Source organism: Rothia sp. HMSC069C04 (assembly GCF_001812895.1).
Taxonomy (GTDB): Bacteria; Actinomycetota; Actinomycetes; order Actinomycetales; family Micrococcaceae; genus Rothia.
Window position 1 is genome coordinate 124638 of record NZ_KV810736.1, and the last position, 21364, is coordinate 146001.

Below are 21364 nucleotides of genomic sequence, written 5' to 3' on the forward strand. Positions count from 1 at the left end.
CACCCACGGTTACACCACTATGCGGGACGCTACTCTTTCACCGCTTAGTTACCGCCTGTTTGAGGCTAAGCGGTATATCGAAAACGTTGGTATATCAGTCAAAACATAGTGTGTTGCCGCCTCTACCGCCTAATTTCTAAAAAGTGTACACGCGAGTGTTCATCTTCCTACATATGCGTGTGTATATATAAAAGTTTTCGGTTTTAGGCGGTGAAGGCGGTAAAGGGTTGGGATTCGGTTGAGATACGAGGGAAAATGCTATACCGCTTTTGCATTTTCAGGCGGTAAACAGCCGGTATCAACGCCGATTAGGCGGTGAAAATCCTCCTCTGCAACCTCCCTCCCACGAGATCATGCACGAGCGAAGATAGTCATACGCCCCGAAGGGGCGTTGGATGATAGTCCTCGATGTTGGGTGATAGTCCCCCCTCCCCCCACCTCGACGACGGGCCTGAGTTTGGCTGAAAGGTAGGGAATAACATAGGGATTCGGTCTCGTCAGGGCAAAACAAAACCCGGTATCTCAGCGACTTTTCGTTGAGATACCGGGTTTTTCTGGTTGCGGGGACAGGATTTGAACCTGCGACCTCCGGGTTATGAGCCCGGCGAGCTACCGAACTGCTCCACCCCGCGGCGACTCATACAACTATACAGACCCCAAACCGGGCATGCAAGCCAAAAACGCGATTTGTAACCAAGCACACAAAAATAGGGGCTGTTGGGTAGAAAGCAGTTGGGTAGGAATAGGGGCTACGGGGCAGTGCCAGGGGTAGAACATACAGGAACGGGGTGGAAGTGAATCACTTCCACCCCGTTCCCGCAGAGATGTTCCCGCAGAGACCGCTAGAGCTAGTCGGTAGGAGCCGTATCCAGTGCAGGCCCCGGATCTAGAGCGAGGACGCTAGACCCGTGGACATCCGATCCCTGAGCATCCGGTATGCGCTACTCCCCCGCTGTCTCTTAGGCTTAGCGAGAAGCCGAGGCGCTGGCGCTGGGCTTCGCGCTTGCGGGGGCGCTTGCAGAAGCCGCGGCACTGGGAGCTGCAGAGGCGCTCGGAGCCGCAGAGGCACTGGGCGCTGCCGATGCAGAAGCCTTAGCAGAAGCCGCGCTCTGCGCCTCCTCAGCCTCCAGAGCCTTCTTCACGGCTGCCTCCAGACGCTTCTGAGCCTCACCGTAGGCAGCCCAGTCGCCCTTCTTCATCGCCGCATCAGCATCGGTCATCGCCTTCGAGGCATCCGTCAGAGCCTGCTTCAGCTCCGAAGACTGCGAAGCAGAAGAACCTCCGGTCGAAGCGCCCGAAGTACCCGAGGAGCCAGAAGCCGAAGGCGAGGGGCTAGCCGACGCCGAACCGTCCAGCTTCGCACCCGAAGAGCCACCGAACACCTGGTTCAGCGCCTCCTCCAGAGTCGGAGCGAAACCGACCTTATCGCCGAAGCTCACCAGCACACGCTGCAGACGCGGGTACTTAGCGTCACCGCTCGACTGCACGTACACCGGCTGAACGTACAGCATGCCGCCGCCCACCGGCAGAGTCAGCATATTGCCGTTAATAACCTCAGACGAACCGCGGCGCAGCAGGTTCAGCTGGTTCGACACCTCAGCATCAGAGTTGAAAATGTTCTGAGCCTGGCCGGGGCCGGGAACCACCGAAGAACGCGGCAACTCCAGCAGGCGTAGCTTGCCGTAATCAGCACTACGCTCGCCGTCCTTACCGGTACCGGCATCACCATTAGCGGCAAGGAAGCCGTACATCACGTTACGAGAGTTCGAATCGCTCTGCTGAGGAATGAACGTGGTCGTCAACGAGAAGTGCGCACGAGAATCCCCGGGCATCTGCAAGGACAGGTAGTAGGGCGAAATCGGCTGGTTACGATCATTGGTCGGGTCGTTCGGAATCGACCAGACATCGTCACCGGCGTAGAAGCTATTCGCGTTCGTCACGTGGTACTTATTCAGCATGGTGCGCTGAATATTGAACATGTCAGTCGGGTAACGCACGTGACTCATCAGCGAAGCGTTCATCTCACGGTAGCTCTTCACCGTGCCAGGGAAAACACCCTGCCACGCCTTCAGCACCGGATCCTCCTCATCCCACGCGTACAGGGTCACCGAACCGTCATACGCATCCACAGTAGCCTTCACCGAGTTACGGATGTAGTTCACCGAGTTAGAACGCTGAGCACCCGCAGCGGTTGCCGCATCCTGGGAGCTACCCTGCGCGTAGGGGAACTGATCGCTCGTAGTGTAAGCATCCACAATCCACTGCACGCGGTTATTCACAATCGCCGGGTACGGCTTAGAATCCACGCTCAGGTACGGCGCCACCTTACGCACACGATCGAGCGGGTTGCGTTCGTACAGAATCTGCGAACCCTCACGCACCGCGTCCGAAAGCAGAATGTCAGAGGACTGGAACTTAATCGCGTAGGACAGGCGAGCCAGCAGCGAATCAACGCGAGGACCACCGTAACCGGCGAAAGTGTACTTCGCATCGGAGGCGTTGGTTTCCTCAGCGGAAAGCGGACGGTCCAGCTCCAGGGTGTCGCCCTTACCGCCCACAATCGAGTACTCCGGCGAGCTCATGCCAAAGTAAATACGCGGCTCATAATCCTCGCTCAGGGTACCGGTCGCTTTAATACCGGACTGCAAGAACTTCGGGTTACCCGCAGAATCCACCTGGTTACCGTACGCGGCAATCACACCGTAACCGTGGGTGTACACCACGTGGCGGTTATACCAAGAATCGCCGCTCGTCTGCGCCGGGTTCAGCTCACGAGCCGCCAACACCGTATCCTGCGTGGTGTTACCCACCGAATAGCGGTCCACCGACAGCTGCGAATCAAAACGGTAGTACGGGCGGAACTGCTGCATCTGAGCAAACGCCGAGGACACAACATTCGGATCCAACAGACGGATATTCGCAATGGTCGCGCTCGAAGAGCTCAACGCACCGGCGCGGGTATCAATCGTCGCGTCATACGGAGTGGTCTCAATCTTGTCCAGACCGTACGCGTAACGGGTCGCATCAATATTGCGCTGAATGAATTTCGCCTGAGCACCCTGCTCATTCGGAACCACCTGGAAACGCTGAACAATCCACGGGTACAGGCCACCAGCAACCACGGCAACAATCACCAGCATCGCGGTGCTAATCAGCGGCAGACGCCAACGATTCATCGAAGCAGCCACCATAAACATGATCGCCACCAGCAAAGCAGAAATCGCCAAAATAGCGTTCACCGGAATCGACGAGTTCACATCCGTGTACATTGCGCCAGCCCAGCGGCCCGCCTGTTGCTGAGTCGACGAATAACGGTCCAGCCAGAAGCTCACCGCACGAGTCAGCAAGAACGCAGCCGCCACAATTGCAGCGTGACGACGGAACGCCACGGTAGTACTCACACCGCCCGGCTGCACCTTAATACCGCCGTAGAAGTAGTGCATGAACAGGCCCGCGAGCGCCGACAGCACTACAGCGGAGGTCACCAGAGTCACCACCATGCGGAAGAACGGCAACGCAAACAGGAAGAACCCGTAATCCATGCCGAACTCGGGGTCAGTCTTACCGAAGGACTGCTGATTGAAGAACAGCGCGACGGTGCTCCACTGGGTCATCGTCGCCGAAGCAATGAACAGACCCAACAGCAGCGGAACCGCGATCAGCAGAACCTTACGCGCTTTATCCACGCTCTCGTGGTAGCGGCGCATGCTCTCCTCAGCACGCTGCTGACCGAACACGTCACGCAGCATCTGCTCGGCTGCATCCGTACCGCTGGTCGGCACGCTCTGATTCGGGTTCGGCGCCTCCTGCGGCTTCTTCTCGGACGCGGGCGCCACATCAGCATGACGAACCGCATAGGACATCGAAGCCCACAGCGGCACAGCAATCACCACGGCAGCCACAACAAACACGGCAGCCTTCAACAAAATCTGGGTAGTGAACACGGTGCTATAACCCAGCTGATCAAACCACAGCCAGTCCGTGTACACCTGGGACGCACCCACAAAAGCAGCAATAAGCACCGCCACCACAGCAATCGTTGCCTTCAGGGGGCTACGGCGCTTGGGGGCAGGCTTCGTCGGCTTGGGATGCGCGGTGTTATTGGTCGACTCAGACACAATTCCTCGCTCATCATACGTTCAGAGAAAATAACTGCCTTTAAGTATCTCAGAGGTGACGCAGAAGGGCAGAACCTCGTAGAAGCTCGGGGCGAAATATGACCGGGTTGAGAGGTTTTGGGACGCGAAATGCTGAGGTGAGAGGTGCTGGCGAGGATTACGGAGACGCAGACGAGGACAGAGAATAGGGCGCAGAACAGCCCCGGTACCGCATGTACCGGGGCTGACTTCTACGCTATACGGGTGAGAACCTCGCGGAGAGAAACGTTACGTTAGGAGCCGCAGCGGGACAGGGAATCATCCGGGGTGCCGGACTTAATCGCCTCCACCGTCTTCACCGCCTCATCCAGGGTTGAGACAGGGATTACCACCATCTCGCCCTTGACCTGGCCTGCGTGATAGTAGTTGAACAGTGCCGGGTCCTCAGCCTGCATCTTCACAATCGAATCGCAGTTCTCCCTCGGCGCCAAGAAATAACGCGCACCGTAACGGCCCGTCGCCAAAATCTTGTACTTAATGCCGCCAATTGCGCCGACCTTACCGTCAGCATCAATCGTGCCGGTACCCGAAATGTAGCTGCGGTACGGGTCGCCTCCGGCGTCCTCATCGGCGAGCAAAGTACCCTCGCTCAGCTTATCGACCGTGCCCAGCGCCAGCATCAGACCCGCGCTCGGGCCGCCCACACCGTCCAGGTTGTACTGCACGTGCGCCGGCAGGTCATAGCTCTGCTTCAAACCCGCGCCCAGAATCCAGCGGCTATCGTCACTGGAACGAACCGGGGTCAGCTTGAATGTCTGCTGCGTGCCGTCACGTTCCACGGTCACATCAATCGGCGAGCCGTTCGAGGCGTTTACCGCCTTCGGAACATCGGTAAGGGTCTCAATCTGCTTCTCCCCCACCTTCACGATGCGGTCATCAGCCTTCAGCGCGCTCGCCGCCGGGGAACCCTCCACCGTGGAAAGCACCTGAACCTTCTCAGTTACCGCCATCTTCAGCTGGCGCATCGCCGCGACCTTCGCCTGAGTCTGCGAATCAGCCATCTGCGCGCCGGTCGCCGCCGTCGCCTGCTCATGGCTCACGTGCGGGTACAGGGCATCGGTCGGCACCACGAGGCTGCGGTTACCGTCAAACGCCAACCAGCCGTAGAACGCCTCCGCGCCGGACAGCTCCGTGTACGGGCCGCCCGAAACCGACACCGTGGTCATGTTCATCTTGCCGAACGTCTTATAGCTGGGCGCGCCAGAAACCTCAATGACGTCCTTCTCCTGGTACGTTCCGAGCACATCAAAGAGCGGGCCGGGGCCCTCCTTCACATAGGAACTGGGCAGAACAAAAGCACCAGCCAGCAGGGCGCACGTCGCCACAGCGCTCACCGAACGCAAGTTCACGCGGTGCGGCGCAAAACGCGAACGGCGCTTAGCCGCCTTCTCATTACTCTTCACGCTCGCGGAGGCGGCGTTCGACTGTTGCTCAGCATCAGGGGTGGACTTAGTCATGGTTTCTACAGTACCGGATAAACCTGCTTTTCAACACGCGGGCGGGCACCGTTACCCCGCTAAAAATAGAGCCCCAGGAGGCGTTTACGTTCCGACCCGCACCGCGCTTTATCAGCACCGCACGGTGACAGCGGCACGAAAAAACTCCCAAACCCCGGCCCCAAAGACAAGCTTGTGAGCCCTTAGCTGATTAACCCGCTTCCACAGCAATGGCACGGGAAATTCTCAGCAAAAATCGGTAGGCTGGACAGCGAGCGGGCCAGCTGCGCCCACCCCCGGATTACGAAAGGCTTCTACATGTCTGAGAACCCCACCGGCGGCGCCTCCAACGAGCGCGACCCCCTCGAAGAATTCATTAAGAAGATGCAGGAGCAGGGCTTCGACCCCTCCGCTGGGGCAACCGGCCAGGGCGGCAAGGGCGCCTCCTCCAACGCACAGAACCCCTTCAGCGCGCTCTTCGGCGAAGGCGGCCAGAACCCCTTCGGCATCAGCATCGACCCCGAAGACCTGAAGAACATGGGCATGAGCTTTGACCCCGCCATGATGCAGAGCATGTTCGCGCAGGTGCAGGCGATGTTCTCCGGCGCGGGCGCATCCGACAGCCCCAGCGGCGTGAACTGGGATAGCGTGAAGAACCAGACCCGCCAGATGCTCGCCTCCATGGGCGAAGACCCCTCCGTACCCGAAAACCTCAAGCGCGCCGTAGAAGACGCGGCGAACCTCGCCGACCTCTGGCTGGACGCGGTGACCACCGTTGAGCGCCACAACTATCCGGTGCAGGCGTGGTCCAAGGCGGAATGGGTGGAGCATTCCTTCGATTCCTGGCGCGAAATGGTTGAGCCGGTCGCAGCCGAAGTCACCCAGTCCATGGTCATGCCCGGCGCCCCCGAAGACGTGCCCGAAGAAATCTCTCAGATTCTCAACAGCGGCTTCCTGAACAATATTGGTTCCGTGATTTTTGGTGCGCAGATGGCGCAGGCGCTCGCGCAGCTCGCCGGTGAGGTGTACTCCTCCACCGACGTTGGTTTCCCGCTCGCGCCGGGCTCCTCCGCCCTGCTGCCCAACGGCTACCAGCAGCTCGCCGAAAGCATCGAGGTGCCCTCTCAGGAAGTTCTGCTCTACCTTGCCGTGCGTGAATCCGCGCTGATTCGCCTGCACAAGGCAAACCCCTGGCTACGTGAAGACCTGGTCCAGCTCGTGGCGCGATACGCCCGCGGCATTCGTGTGGACATGAACCGCATGCAGGACGCCGCATCCCAGGTGGACATGAGCAACCCCGACGCCGTACAGGAAGCATTCGAAGGCGGCATGTTCAGCCCCCAGCGCACCGAAGACCAGGAACTGGCGGTGCAGCGCCTGGAGGGTCTGCTTGCGCTCATCGAGGGTTGGGTATCCGTCGTAACCGAGGACGCGACCCGCAACCTGCCCAAGGCACCGCAGCTGACCGAAATCATGGCGCGCCGCCGCATCGACGGTGGCCCCAGCGAGCAGGTCTTCGAGAACCTGGTCGGTCTGGAACTGCGCCCGCGCCTGGTGCGTGAGGCACAGCAGTTCTGGCGCTGGTACGAAAACGCCCACGGCATTGAGGCACGCGACGGCCTCTGGGACACCCCGGAGACCCTGCCCACCCCCGCCGAGCTGGAAGACTTCACCGCATACGATGCACGCATGAACGAAATCAGCCTGGACGACGTGGACTTCGACTCAGAGCTGCAGAAGCTGCTGGACGGCGGCTTCGGCGACGCGCCCGAAGAAAAGTAGAGCTGAGCGAAGTAAAGCTGAGCAGTGACAAAAGTAAATAGCTGACAGTCGAGCGGGGGTGGCTTGTGAATATACAAGCCACCCCCGCTCGAGTGTTTCGTTTGGTTTTTGATTCTTTGATTTTCGGGAAGCGCGTTAGCTGGCTGGATTTTAGTCGGCGGGATTTTAGCCGGCGCTGTTTTCGCCGCGTTCACCCTCAGCACCTTCGCCCTCCGCACGCGAGCGCCCCAGCGCGTACCCCTCCAGGTAGGCCTGCGCCCGCAGCAGCTGCGGGTAACGCGCCTCCAGGGCACGGAACGCCGCCGAATGATTCGGCTGCAGCAGGTGGCAGAGCTCGTGGTGAATCACCGAATCCAGCACGTACTCGGGCACGCCCTGCAGCTCCGAGGAGATGCGGATCTGTGTGTTCGCGTAGGTTGCCGAGCCCCAGCGCTGACGCTGGTTGCTCACCCAGCGAATCGACAGCTTCTCCAACCTGCCCGAGGCAACCAGCTCCGGCAGGTTCTTCTGCGCCAGGTGCAGAGCGCGGGAACGCAGGTACTCGTCCGTGACCGTCAGCTGCGTGGCACGCTCACGGCGGGCGGCACGACGCTGAATGCGCGGCAGCAGGCGGGCAATATGCTCGTCAATCTCCTCGCTCGTACTCGCAGCCGGAATGAGCAGGCGGTAGGCGGGATTGCCGTGCTCGTCCACGCCATCACGCTGCATGCTGATGGTGCGGGTGCGGCGCGCCGAGCGGACCAGCTCAATCTGCGGGCGGTCCTCGGTGGCGGGCAGAATCTCACGCTTAAAACGCTGAGCCATAGTCTCCTCTTCCCTTCGACGAACGGCGGGGCTGCGTGGCACGAGGCTGAGCCGAACGGGACTGAGCCGAGCGATCCTGCGCCGAGCGAGCCTGGCTATACGAGGAGCCGACGCTCTCAGCCCTGCGGCGGCGCTTCGCCGGATCAATATCGTCCAGGAAACGCGAACGCTTCCGCTGACCGCGACCGCCCACGGTGCGGGTCATCGTCCAGGTCAACCACAGGTACTTGCGGGCGCGCGTAATGCCCACGTACAGCAGGCGGCGCTCCTCATCCACCTCGTCCGGGGTGGTCGCAAAGGTGATGGGCATGAGGCCCTCGTTCAGGCCGCACAGGAACACGGCGTCCCACTCCAGGCCCTTAGCCGCGTGCAGGGAGGCGAGGGTTACGCCGTTGACCTGCGGTGCGTCGTTGAATTCGCTACGGTGGTTCAGGGTCGCCACCACCTCGTGCATGGTCAAAGGTAGCGGCTCGGGCACGCCCGGGCGCGGGTTCGCGCGGTGCTCCTGAAGCTGCTCTTGGCGGTGCTGCGCCATCATGTCCACCATGTGCACCAGGGCGGCGAGGGACTCCCACTTCTGGCGGGTGGCGCCTCCCGAAAGGGGGCCTTCCTCCTTATAGCCGAGGCCGCCGAGCACATCGCGGGTGTAGCGGGTGACGTCCTCGGTACCGTCCGTGGACTTCGCCGAACCGCGCAGGGCAAGCATCGCCTGCTTGACCTCGGGGCGCTCAAAGAAACGCTCCGCGCCACGCAGCTGGTACGGAATATGGGCGGCAGCCAGCGCAGACTCAATCGCCGCCGACTGCGCGTTCGTGCGGAACAGCACCGCAATCTCCGAAGGCGGCACGCCGTCCTTCTCAATCAGGTCGCGGATATCCTCGGCAATGCCGGCCGCCTCCTGCTCATCGTCGGCATAGCCGAACCACTCCACATCCACGCCGGGGCCGCGCTGAGACATCAGCTCCAGCGGCGGCGCCCACGAATGCGGGCTCGAATCCGGATGCGGACGACGCGCCGCCAACAGGCGGTTCGCCAACTCCACCACCTGCGAATGGGAGCGGTAGTCGCGGGTCAACTTCACCGTATGCGCGCCACGGTACCGGCGCGCAAAATCCAGCAGGTAACGGCTGGTCGCGCCGGTAAAAGAGTAAATTGTCTGGGAGGCGTCGCCCACCACGCAAATATCGTCGCGGCCGCCCAGCCACACATCCAGCAGACGCTGCTGCAGTGGGGACACGTCCTGGTACTCGTCCACCACAAAATGGCGGTACTGGTTGCGGACGGTCGCGGCGAGCTTCTCATCCTCCTCCAGCATGGCGATGGTCAGCAGCAGCACGTCCTCAAAATCGATGAGGTTACGCTCATCCTTCAAATCCTCATACGCCTGGAAAATACGCTGCATATTCTGCGGGGTAACCGCCGAAGGCAGCTGCTTCTCGCTCAGACGCTGCATGATGGTATCCGGGGTGAGCAGCTGAACCTTCGCCCACTCAATCAGCGACGCCAAATCACGCAACAGGGAACGGTCCGTGCTGATGCGCAGACGGTTCGCCGCCTCCGTAATGAGCGCTGCCTTATTCTGCACGATGGACGGGAACGTACCGCCCACCACCTGCGGCCAGAAATACGCCAGCTGACGCAGCGCCGCCGAGTGGAAGGTACGCGCCTGCACGCCGTGCGCACCCAGCTGGTGCAGGCGGGTACGCATCTCCTCCGCCGCGCGCAGGGTGAAGGTCAGGGCGAGTACGCGCGGGCCCTGGTAGCGACCGATCGCAATACCGTAGGCGATGCGGTGCGTAATCGCGCGGGTCTTACCGGTACCGGCACCCGCCAGCACGCGCATGGGGCCGTCCAGCTCGGTGGCGACCGCACGCTGATCAGGGTCAAGCCCGGCGAGGATATCGTCTGCGGAGATCATATGCTGAGGCTGCTGAGGTGTGGCGGTCATAATGCTCCATCAGTAAGGCGGGCGGTACGGGCAGGCGGCATGCGCTCGCGCTGGACATATGGATATGCGGGCGCGCGAGGCGGTGATAGCCGGTCTTCCATTGTATTCTCCCAGACTGTGTTCTCCAGACCTGCCGCGGCTTCTTAGCTGCTGCTTTCATTCAGGGCGTGAGGAACCCGCCTCTTTTTGGAGTGGGCAAGTAGAAGCTCAACGGGCTGCGCAAGCGAGCACGTTTAGGCTTGTCCACGAGTATCTTCACCACTTGGCATAAAGATCCCAAAAACTACTAAACGGCACACATTGGTTTGGTAACCTTAACCCGTGACTTTATCTCCCCTTCAGCTAGCAGCCATTGTCTCCGCCGGAGTGCCCGGGATTTACCCCGTCGGTGCCGAACCGGTTCGCGAAGACAGCGACGACTTCGACTCGGCAATCATCGCCGACTCCACCGGTCGCCGCTGGCGAGTGCGCGCCCCGCGCCGCCCCGACGCCAGCATGCGTCTGGAAGCTGAACACCTCATCCTGCAGTCGTTCAGCCCCGGCCTGCGCGCACGACTGCCCTTCGCCGTACCCACCGTCGCCGGCACCGTACCCTACGCGGGCGGCAACGTGTTCGTGTACACGCACATCCCCGGCACCATCTACGACGTGGACCAGCTCGCCGAGCTGAGCCGCCGCGAAGTTGCGGCGAACCGCCCCTCCCTGGCATCCATCATCGCCAAGGACATCGCGACCCTGCACGTGATGCCCGAAGACATTATTTACGAAGCCGATCTGCCCTCCTACTCTTCGGAGCAGATTCGCCTGCGCAAGAACGCTGAGCTCGAGCGTGCCGCCGCAACCGGCAAGGTGCCCGCCGACCTGCTCGCGCACTGGCGTACCGTGCTTTCCCCCGGACCCATGTGGCAGTTCCGCCCGCGCGTGGTCCACGGTGACATGGGCGCCGAGAACCTCGTACTGCACGTAACGCCCTCGACGGCGCGCATCGTGGAGGTCACCGGCTGGTCCGATGTGCACGTGGGCGACCCCGCGCAGGACTTCGCCTGGCTGTACTCCTGCCAGGACATCGACTTCACCGACGAGGCAATCGAGGTGTACCGCCAGCAGATGCCTCAACTGCCCGACGCCTACCTGGCGCAGCGCGCGAACTTCTACGCAGAGTTCGCGATCGCCCAATGGCTCACCCACACCGTGGAGGTTGGCGACCGCGACGGCGCAACCCACGCAGTGTCCATGCTCCTGGACATTCAGGACGACCTGCGTGCCTCCGGCGAACTGCTCGGACAGGAGGAGGTCGGCCCGCTAGTCGGCCCCACCGAGTAGGTATTGGGTCGGGTAGCTGTTAGGTTGCTACTTACCGCATAGGTTTTCGGTTCAGCTAGATTTTCAGTTCAGCCCCGCAGTACTGCGCTGCGGGGCTGAACTGTACCTACTGGGTTGTATATCCGCTGACTCGCGCCCGGTGAAACCTGCTCTCCTGACTGTCTGTCAAACCGACGGGATGATGCCTATAAGGGCTAGTGGAGGGGCTTTAGTGGGCTTTTTGCCGAAATTTCTTTAAGTGTTTCCCCTCACCTTTTGAGCACCAGTTTTGCATTTTTGTGCATGAATGACTCAGATTAAGGCTGAGACTTGAAGGTGCGCTAAAGGCGCCATTCACAATATTTCCCGGGTGCAAATACGCCACAAACCCACATGAACCAACTTTTGACCTCGGGAGTCCACAGAGTCTCAACTTCACCTTGAACTATGCTCAAAATAGTGCATTTTAGGGTAAAAACTTACCCTGTAGATTTTTTCAAAAACTCCTGGAATACTTTTGCTGTGCCGCGAGAATACCAGCGGACACACTCCCCATAGCGCACTGACCAGCGCTGATATCGTGGCAGCGATAAATTGGGGAGACAGATTGGACGGGACCCTGACCGGTCATGTCAGACCCGAGCCGGATTCATGCACCGCGCAACCAATCACCGATGGCAGAAATCTATAGAGTTACTTTCGAGGTTGTGTTTGAGAGTAAAGACGCACGCAAACCCCACGGGGCGCCGGCGGCGCGAGTGAGGCCGCGAGAGCGGCAGTCGTTCGGCGCGATTCTTTCCCGGAGCGTGCGAGGGCACGAAGTACCTCTATAGTTCTTCAGCGGCTGAGGACGCCTCATCACCCTAATGCAGTGGGGTGAAGAGGCGTCCTCTGCCATTAACCGTAAAAGTCCGCGCAGAAAAGCAGCTCACGAGGCGCAACGCCTACGTGAGCTGCTTTTCTCTATTCGGTGACAGTAAGCGCTAGCACGCGAGCGCCGCCCGCCCGGCGCTGGGAGATTCGCTGTTGAGATCCGCTACCTAGCCCTTGCGCGCCTCGCGGATCACCTTCGCCAGCTGCGCCTCCGAGGGCAGGCCGCCGCGGATCTGGTGATCCCACACCTCCGCAACGCCCTTGCCGCCCAGGTACACGAACACGGTGCTGATACGCTCCGGGTCCACGCCCATAATGCGGGAGAACGCGATACGGTACAGACCCAGCTGGAAGCGTCGAGACTGCATGGTCGACATCTTCGGGCGGGAACCGCTCTTCCAGTCCACCAGGACCCAGCGTTCGCCGTCCGTATCCTCGGTGCGGAACACCGCGTCGATACGGCCGCGCAGGCTTAGACCCTCGATGTGGGTTTCGACCGGGTACTCGACCGCCCAGATGCGTTCCTTCCACTCATCGCTGCCCCACTCGCTGTTGGCGAAGCGCTCCCAGAGGCGCTGAACGGAGGCTTCCAGTTCGCTCTCGGATTCTTCGTAGGCGTCCTCGAAGGTGAACTCGTCCTGCTCCTGTTCCTGCAGATCAGCCGGCGCGGTGGAGGCGGCAGTGGCGGTAGCAGAACCCGGCAGGTCAACGCCCACCGTGTCCTCCGCATCGGGCGCCTCCAGCGGGTCGGCGCTCGGCGCCACCCCGAAGTGCTCCTCAATCAGCGCGTGCACCGCCGTACCAATTGTTGCCGCACGCGAGGGACGCTGAGGCACCGGGCGCATCAGCTGATGCACCGTGCCCTGCGGGTCCTCGCTCAGGCGGATGAACGTGGATGCGGACAGGTGCCCTGGCAGCTGCTCGCTCAGCACCGGGTCGGTCTGGCCCATCATGAGCAGTAGCAGGTCGGCTTCGCGTTCCCAGTCCACCGCCTGCTGGCGCAGGGATTCGGGAATGGCGGACTCGCCGTGTGTAGCGGGTGCGGCGGATGCAGGGTGGTTTGCGCTCTCCCCCGCTACGACCTCCGCGCCCTGCTGCGGGTCATCCTCCCCCGCGCCAACGGCGAGCTCCACCGCCAGGGCGGCGCGCTCCACCGCCTCACGACGGCTCGAGGAGTTAATCGCAATCTCACGTTGCAGGTTCTCGTGCTGGCCGCGGCGAAGCATCGCCTCCGTGCCCCGGTTGAGAGCATCGTCAGAAGCCCAACGCCAAATCACGGGGCGCTCCAGCGGGTCGAAAGGCCACATAGCGGTCAGCACCGCACCCAGGTTCGGGTTCCTGTCCTCGTAGTTCTTCTGGGCGAACTGGCCGCGCACCTCAATCGGCAGCGCCGCCGCCACCGTCGGTGAGAAACCGGGCTGAGGCGGTTGCGCCTCACGCCATTTCTCCCGCTCGGTGGCTTCGATAATCCATTCGGGCACCGGCAGGTTCAGGCGGGTACAGTTCTCCGCCACGGTGCGTGCTCGTACGGAAGGAGCCGCCAGCTGCCAATCCTGCGCGAGGGCGGGAGCCATAGCCTCAACCAGCGCCCACGCGTAGCGTTGCACCTGCTCGGCGTATTTTGCCCGAGCGTTCGCGCGCGCCTCCGCCTGTACGGGGATTAGCTCGTCGGCGTCTACGGGGTAGAGTTCCAGCTCTTCCAGCAGTGCCGCCTCATCGGGGGCGGGCGGCAGGTTCGAAGGATCCACGACCGTACCGTGCACCAGGGCCACCGGCTCGGTCAGGCGGTACTTCGACTCAGCCAGCTGCTCAGCCCAACGGCGCACATGGTTCAGGTGCACCTTCTTGCGCTTATCGGCGGGATTCGGCATCGTGTACGACAGGCCCATGCCCACCAGCTGCGGTGCCGCCCAGGGGGTATCCATCGTCTCTTCGAAGCGCACAGAGGGCGCATCTACCGTGGGGGTGCCCATGTCGAAGAGCGACTTGAAAAGCATCTCCATCAGCTCCTCCCAGAAGGGCTGCACCGGCAGGGGGAGCATAGCGGCGCTCTTCCAGCGGTAGGCGCTCAACGCCAGCAGGTTACGGGCACGGGTCATCGCCACGTACATGAGGCGGCGATCCTCCATGCCGGCATGCTCGGCGGCATCATCCTTATGCTCGGCCAGGTAGTCTTCAAGGTCCTTCGCCTTCTCGAAGGCGGTAATCTCCTCCGGGGTCTCAAGGATCGAGGGAAGGTACTCGCGGTCGCCACGCAGCGGCCAGGGCAGAGCCGTATTAGCCGACATCTGCCACAGGTTCGGGGTCTGCCCGCCGGTCGCGCTACCGCACAGGCCCGGCAGAAGCACATGATCCCACTCCAGGCCCTTCGCCGCGTGCATGGTCATCAGCTGCACCGCGTTCGGGTCAGGTTCGACGGCGCCCAGCGCCAGGCCCTTCTCCTCGTCATCGGCACGCTCAAGCCACGCGAGGAAGCCCATCACGTAGCTCACGCCGCCCGAAGACAGCAGGAAGCGGCGCGCACCCGGGTCGCCTTCCTCCGCGCTCACGCCGTCAGAGCCGGCGTAAATCATCGCGTTAATACGCGGCGCCGACATGCCGTAGGCGGCGGCCACCTCGTGGAAAGCGTCCAGGTTCGCGCGTGAACCCAGCGGGTCGGTACCCGGGCGGACCGCCAGCTCAATATCCAGCAGCATGGTCCGCTCAATCTCGTACAGTAGCGTGCCCAAATCCTCGCTCAAACCGGCACGCAGCACGCGCATCTGCTCGGCAAAAGCACGCAGACGCTCCAGTGCCGCCGGGGAGAAACGGCGGCCGCGGTACTGCTCACCGTAGAGGGGTTCGCCGTCCGCGCCGTCCTGCGGCAGGTTCTCCACCGCCTCAATCAGGGAGGCGTAGCCGGAGGAATCCTCCACCGCGCCCTTGAGGGTTTCGTCCAGGCGCTCCTGGGCGGCACGCAGGTGCTCTGCCTGCAGGTTGATAGCAGCAGCGTCGTCGGCGTCTTCAGCCTCGGCAAGCATACGCAACGCCATCTGCTCACGCAGGGCACGCTCACGCTCACGCACCAGCGACTGCGCCCAATCACCCAGCGCCAACATATCCGCCGCGCCCAAACGCCAACGCGCACCCGTCAGCAGGCGCGCCAGAGCATCCGAACGGTTCGGATCAGCCAGCACACGCAACGCCGACACCAAATCCACAACCTCCGGCTGGGAGAGCAAACCGCCCAAACCCACCTGCTGCACCGGAATGCCCAGGCGCTCACACTCCACACGAATCGGGTCCAGCTGACCGTGCACACGCGCCAGCACCGCAATCTCAGGCATCTTCAAACGCGGACGCACCGAACCATCGCCGGAACGATGCGCCGCGTAGGCGCGCTCATACTCGCGTACCGCCTGCGCACGCATCGCCGCAATACGCTCGGCAATAGCCACAGCCTCCTCGCGGTCAGAGTCGTGGTACGTCAAATCAACGCGGCCCACCATGCCCGCGGCAGCCTGCTCAAAAGCGGGTGAACCAGGCTCCCCCACCAGGGCGCAGCGCGGGCGCAGGTCAGGAACCTGAGCGGCGGTAATATCGCCGTCGGCGGCACGCACCCACGCGGGAACCTCCTTCAGCTTCTCCGCCACGTGGTTCGCCGCGTTCAGCACCGAAATGTCGTTACGCCACGCGATGGACAGGAACAGCGGCCGCACATGCTTAGTTGGGAAATGACGGTAGAAGCTGAACATCTGGCCGTCCGAAGCACCACGGAAACCGTAAATCGACTGCTTCGGGTCACCCACAGCCATCACCGGATGCGCCGGAATACCCGCCGCCTCATCGGCACCGTAAATCGAGGAGAACAAGCTCATCTGCGCGTGCGAAGTGTCCTGGAACTCGTCCAGCAGAACCACCTTGAAGCGGGCACGCTCACCCTCGCGGATCGCCGGGTCAGCCTCCGCAATGCGGGCGGCAAAGCGCATCAGGTCACCAAAATCCAGCACCTGCATGCGTGCCTTCACGCGGGCGTAGCTCATCGCCATGCGCGCGTACACTCGGCGGTTACGCAGCAGACGCTGAACCTTCTGAATGTCCTTCTCAGTCTTCGTCTCACGGCGAGGCTCGGGCACCGCCGCATAAGCCGCCAACTGCTCGGTACAGAAGTCAATAACCTGTTGCGGCTCCACCAGGTGCTCCGCGCACTCGTCAGAGAGCTGCAGCATCTGGTTAATCATGGTCGCCGCAGACACCGGCACACCGTCCTTATCGAGGGGAAGCTCCCCCTCCCAGTACTGCACAATCTGCGCGGCAAGCTGCCACTTCTGCGCATCGCCAAGCATTTGCGCGTCCTGCTCCACGCCCAGGCGCAGGCCGTACTCCTTGACGAGGTTATTCGCGTAGGAGTGGTAGGTGAGCACGGTCGGATCAGCGATGCCCTCACGCAGCTCCTCATCGGTCGGGGCGACGCGGCGGCTACGGCGCAAAGTGTTCAGACCGGCACGCATACGACTGCGCAGCTCGGTTGCAGCCTTGCGGGTAAAGGTCACGCCGAGCACCTCTTCAGGGCGCACAAAACCGTTATCGACCAGCCAAATCACGCGGTCAACCATGGTCGCGGTCTTACCCGAACCGGCACCGGCAATGACGAGGGTCGGGGCGGGGCCCGCCTCAATCATGCGGATCTGCTCGGGGGTGGGTTTCTTGCCGTCGGCACCGTTGAGCATCTCGGCAATGTCGAGGGCGCTGCGGTAGTCGGCAGGCTTCAGCGCGGGGTCGTTCGCGGCGGCTTCTGCCGAGAAGAGCACGCCGTTGGGCAGCTGCCAGCTATTGTGCTCGCACCACTGGGCGGGGGTGAGCATGCCGGTGCCAGAACCGGGGTGAGCGCCGGGGGTAGTAACGCCCGGGTTAGTAGCGCCCTGCATATCAGCGCCATATGCGCCAGAGTCAGTCATGATTCCTCTTCCTCATGGATCATTCTCATGGGAGGTTCGGTGTGAGTGATATCGAAAGTAAACGTAGGGTACGCGGCTACTAGGGCTGCGTCACCTGACGGCCGCGCGTACAAATCGGGCAGATCTCCGGCAGACGGCACCCATAGCCGCCCTCACGGTGACGAGCCTGCACCTGCGAGCCAGCAATCAGCTCCGCGGCGTGCTGCACCAGCTCAGCCGCCCACGAATCGTGCTCCGTCAGGGCGGGCTGAACCTGCAGGCGAGTCTTGCTCTCATCGTTCACGCCCGAGGCGCCCAGCTGCACGAGCGCCGCGCCTGCGGAACGACCCGTATAGCCGGTGTACTCCAGCTCCTGGGGGCGGGCATCCGGTAGCGGTTCGCCCGCCTCCAGGGCGGCGGCTTCGGCGCGGTAGCGCTCCTCCAGCTGCTCACCCGCGCCAGCCTCCACCGCAATCTGGTAGGCGGCAAGCTGCGGGTGGGTCTCCATCTCCGACCCGGTCGGCTTAGACTTGCCGGTTTTCAGGTCAACGATGGCGTAGCGGCGGGTGCCGTCCTCCGCCGGGGCGGTACCCTCGAGGCGGTCCACGCGGCCGGTGAGTAGCGCATCCAGCTCGCCGACTTCACCGGCGGGGTCGAAGGGCACGGGCACACGCACCGCGAAGGAGCCTTCAACACCGAGGTTCTGCCAGCCGGCGTCACCCATGTGCTGACGGTAGTAGTAGCTCAGGCGCAGAATCATGCGCTTGGCGCGCTCGTAGAGGGCGTAGGATTCCCAGGGCACGCGCTCGCGGTACTCTTCGTCGGTTTCGTCCTCCTTGCGGGCGGGCACGCCGAGGGAGCTAATGCGCTCGTCGAGGGCGGTTTGGAGCTCTTCGAGGGTGCCGGTCGGGTACTCTTCGGCGATGGCGTGAATGAGCGTGCCGAGGGAGCGGGACAGGTCGGTCTGGGCTTCTGCGCGGGCGGCGGAAACCAGCCAGTCCAGCGGGGAGCTGTGGATGGTTTCCAGGCGTGAGGGCGAGAGCGCAATGGTGCGGCGGCTCGGCTTTTCAGCCTGTTCTTCAGCAGGCTCTTCGCTGTGGTTTTCGTCCTCAGCGTGGTCTGCCGGGCGGTGCGCAAAAAGCAGCTCCGTGCTAGAAAGCGGCAGTAGCCCCCACCAGTCGTCGGGTGCGGCGCCGGGTGCCTGCGCATTCGCCAGGCGCGCCAGAGTGCGGGATGCGGCATCGAGTCGGTACGTGGAAGCCTCCGGGGTGAGAGCCTCTTCCTCCGGCATGCTTCCAGCCGGCGCGCCGTCCTGTGCGTCTTCGGCGCGCATCGCGTTCAGCGACTCCTCAACGAGGGTGCGGCGAAGCTCCGCCACCAGAGAACGCAGGGTGGCGGGGCGGCGCACGCGGGTGATGGGAACCTCGGGCGACTCGTTCTCGGCGTCGGTGGGTAGCACGAAGTCGAAGAATTCGCCGGGTGCCTGATCGTCATTGCGTACGGCGGTGAGCACGAGGCGGGTGCTGGCTCGGGTGGCGGCAACGGCAAACATGCGTAGCTCGTCGTGGCGGGTGTCGCGCACGCGTTCGGGGTAGCTGCGGATACGTGCGGGCGGCACCGGCTGCTCGCCCTCCCTTGCCTGTTGTTCTGCCTGCTGGGCGCGCTGGCGGAGGCGCGCATCGCACAGGTCCGTAAGGTCGCCGGTGCTCAGCAGGGAACCGCGCACGGTGGTGTTGGGCCAGGTTCCTTCCTGCAGACCGCATACATATACGGTGCGCCAGGACTGACCGGCGGCGAGCGCGGGGGTGAGAATCTCGACCGCGTCTTGGCGTACGCCGCGGGCGGCGAGGGTGTCCATGGGCAGGTCCTGCGCGTCGATGAAGTCGAGGAACTGCTCAGCACCGGCGCCGCGCATCTGCTCGTCGAATCGGTCGGCGGCTTCGAAGAGACCAATCATGGCGTCGAGGTTGCGGTGGGCTGCGTCGGCGTCGGGGCCTGCACCACGCGACTGGGTAACCCAGGTTTTTTCGAGGCCGCTGGCTTCCCAGAGCGCCCAGAGTACTTCGGTGCTGGTGGATTCGGGCCGGGCGAGTGCTTTACGTCCGGCGGAGAGCACGGCTGCGATGCGGTGCACGGCGCGTCCTACGCCCTCTTCGGGGAGGGTTTCGGGGTGTAGCAGTGCACCGAGGAGCAGGTCGTCGCTGGGGCGGTGGCCGCCGCTTTGCAGTTCGATGGATCGTAGTTGCTGGCGGAGTCGTCGCACGTCCATGCTGGATGCGCCACCGAGTCGGGAGGTGAGCAGGGTGATGGCGCTCTGCGCGCCACCGAGGGGGTTGGCGCGGCTTTCCTCGGCGATGACGTCGTCGAGGCTTCGACGCATGAGCTCTTCAGCTTCGGAGGCGCTGAGGGCCTCGTAGCCGCCACGCTCGGCCGCCTCCGCACCTTCTGCAGCGGGCATGTGCACGGCGGGGTTGAGTGCCTTCTCGCCGCGCTTGCGGGCGTAGACGAGCAGGCTGAGCGCGTCGAGGAAGGGGCGTACGGCGGGCTCGTCGCGCACCGGCACGAGCGCCGCGGAGGTACGCGAGGGAATACCGTTCGAGGAGAGCACGCGGCGGATGCGCGCCACGTCCGCGCTGCTACGCACGATGATGGCGGACTCGCGGTAGGGGTGGTTGCCGTAGATGCGTTCTTCGAGCAGCATTTGGGCGATGAGGTTCGCCTCGTCCTGAGAGCTGGAAAGCGCATACTTATACACGCCAGCGGGTGCGGTGCGGTAGTGCGCGGGGTCGAGGATTTTGCCGTCGGCACCCAGGTGCAGCAGCGGTTCGTCGGCGGCGCCCCAGGTGAGGGCTTCATCGGCGGGGGTGGTGTTGATGCGTCCGAAGGTTGCGGGCGCACCGTTCTTTGACCCCTCCTGCGCGCCGTTCTTCGTCCCTTCCTGCTCGGCGGTGAGTGGCACGAACCGGGTGTAGCGCGGCAGGCGGCGGCGAATGTCCGCCACGAGCGGCATCATGAGTGCGGGCAGGCGGTATGAGGTGGTGAGCGTGCGGGTGCGCATGCTCGGGAAGCTTGCCTGCAGGGTGGTGACGAGGTCGGGGCGGGCGCCACGGAAGCCCTGGACGACGGCTTCGTCGCTGTAGGTCATGACAACCTGGGGGCCTTCAGCGAAGAGGTCGGGGTGGGTTTCGGTCAGGTGCGCGGCGTCTGCGGGGGCGACTTCTGCGGCGATGAGGCGCAGCAGCCGGTAGATGGAGGGGCTGAGTTCCTGCACGTCGTCGATGAGGATTAGGTCGTAGCGGCGGCGTTCTTCGGCGAGGAATTCGGGGGCGCGCAGCAGCAGCCGGCAGGCGTCGTTGATGAGTACTGCCGGGTCGTAGGCGTTTTTGGCGCGGAGGGCTCGCACGGCACGGTATTCGGTGTGCAGTTGGGCGAGGGCGTGCCAGGCGGGCTGGTTGTGTTCGGTGGCGAGGGCGTGTACGTCTTCGGCGGTGAGGTCGTATTCTGCCATGCGGTCGAAGAAGTCGCGGATTTCGTGGCGGAATCCTCGGGTTGCGAGGGCGTCGCGGAGTACGTCGGGCCAGGCGGGTCCGGGTGCGATGCCTTCGGCGTGGTTGGCGAGTAGTTCGCCGATGATGACGTCTTGTTCGGGGCCGGAGAGGAGTTTGAGGTTGCCTTCTACGCCGCTGAGTAGACCCCGGGTTTGGGCTCGTTTGAGCAGGTCGAAGGCGTATGCTGCCCAGGCGCGGGTGGGTGCTACGGAGAGGCTGCGGTCGCTGGATGCGGCGATGGTGTCTCGCATGCGGGTCGCGGCGGTGCGGGTGGGTGCGAGGATGAGCAGGCGGGCGGGGTCGTTGCCGTCGGCGAGGTAGCGCAGGGCGCGTTCGGTGAGGTGGTGGGTTTTACCGGTTCCGGGGATGCCGGTGAGAAGTTGGGTTGTCATGGTTTCAGTCTATCGGCTGTAGAGCGCTTGTACCTTGTTGGCGGTCATTTGGGCTCGTCGGCTGCTTATATGCTGCCCCGGTGACTTAGCATGCCGCCCCCGGTAACTTATATATGCCGCTTCCGGGGCTTAATATGCCGCTCCGCCGAGAGCTTATCCACAGCCGCGTGACGACCGGGCGCGCGCTTGCACCGCCGCTGGGTTAG

8 protein-coding genes and 1 tRNA gene are annotated in these 21364 nt (G+C 63.0%); 2 read left to right on the forward strand and 7 right to left on the reverse strand.

All coding sequences use genetic code 11. The features are described from left to right. Positions 1-555: 555 nt before the first annotated feature. The 3 genes from HMPREF2879_RS03190 to HMPREF2879_RS03200 form a co-directional block, all read right to left on the reverse strand. Positions 556-632 (reverse strand) — tRNA-Met (locus HMPREF2879_RS03190). Positions 633-965: 333 nt separating this feature from the next. Beyond that, positions 966-4118 carry a UPF0182 family membrane protein gene (locus tag HMPREF2879_RS03195; RefSeq protein ID WP_070634801.1) on the reverse strand — a complete coding sequence of 1051 codons (3153 nt, stop codon included), beginning with the start codon at positions 4116-4118 and terminating at the stop codon, positions 966-968. A gap of 272 nt (positions 4119-4390) precedes the next feature. Beyond that, complete coding sequence (locus tag HMPREF2879_RS03200; protein ID WP_070634802.1) at positions 4391-5614, reverse strand: YlbL family protein; 1224 nt, start codon at positions 5612-5614, stop codon at positions 4391-4393. A gap of 297 nt (positions 5615-5911) precedes the next feature. Between HMPREF2879_RS03200 and HMPREF2879_RS03205 the strand changes: the two genes are divergently transcribed. Continuing rightward, positions 5912-7375 (forward strand): zinc-dependent metalloprotease, encoded by a 1464-nt coding sequence (locus tag HMPREF2879_RS03205; protein WP_070634803.1) that lies wholly within the window; start codon positions 5912-5914, stop codon positions 7373-7375. A gap of 165 nt (positions 7376-7540) precedes the next feature. Here HMPREF2879_RS03205 and HMPREF2879_RS03210 read toward each other — a convergent pair whose 3' ends face one another. After that, on the reverse strand, positions 7541-8179 hold the full coding sequence (locus HMPREF2879_RS03210) for a M48 metallopeptidase family protein (RefSeq protein WP_070634804.1): 639 nt from the start codon (positions 8177-8179) through the stop codon (positions 7541-7543). Further along, positions 8163-10127, reverse strand: coding sequence for an ATP-dependent helicase (locus tag HMPREF2879_RS03215; protein WP_070634805.1), 1965 nt, complete (start codon positions 10125-10127; stop codon positions 8163-8165). The genes HMPREF2879_RS03210 and HMPREF2879_RS03215 overlap by 17 nt, the downstream gene beginning before the upstream one ends. Positions 10128-10448: 321 nt before the next feature. Here HMPREF2879_RS03215 and HMPREF2879_RS03220 point away from each other — a divergent pair, with 321 nt between their 5' ends. Next, positions 10449-11450 carry a phosphotransferase gene (locus tag HMPREF2879_RS03220; RefSeq protein ID WP_070541642.1) on the forward strand — a complete coding sequence of 334 codons (1002 nt, stop codon included), beginning with the start codon at positions 10449-10451 and terminating at the stop codon, positions 11448-11450. Positions 11451-12469: 1019 nt separating this feature from the next. On the opposite strand, the gene HMPREF2879_RS03225 is transcribed toward HMPREF2879_RS03220, so the two are convergent. Continuing rightward, complete coding sequence (locus tag HMPREF2879_RS03225; RefSeq protein WP_070634806.1) at positions 12470-17239, reverse strand: ATP-dependent DNA helicase; 4770 nt, start codon at positions 17237-17239, stop codon at positions 12470-12472. A 79-nt stretch (positions 17240-17318) separates the two neighbouring features. Next, complete coding sequence (locus HMPREF2879_RS03230) at positions 17319-21158, reverse strand: UrvD/REP family ATP-dependent DNA helicase (protein ID WP_070634807.1); 3840 nt, start codon at positions 21156-21158, stop codon at positions 17319-17321. Positions 21159-21364 lie beyond the last annotated feature (206 nt).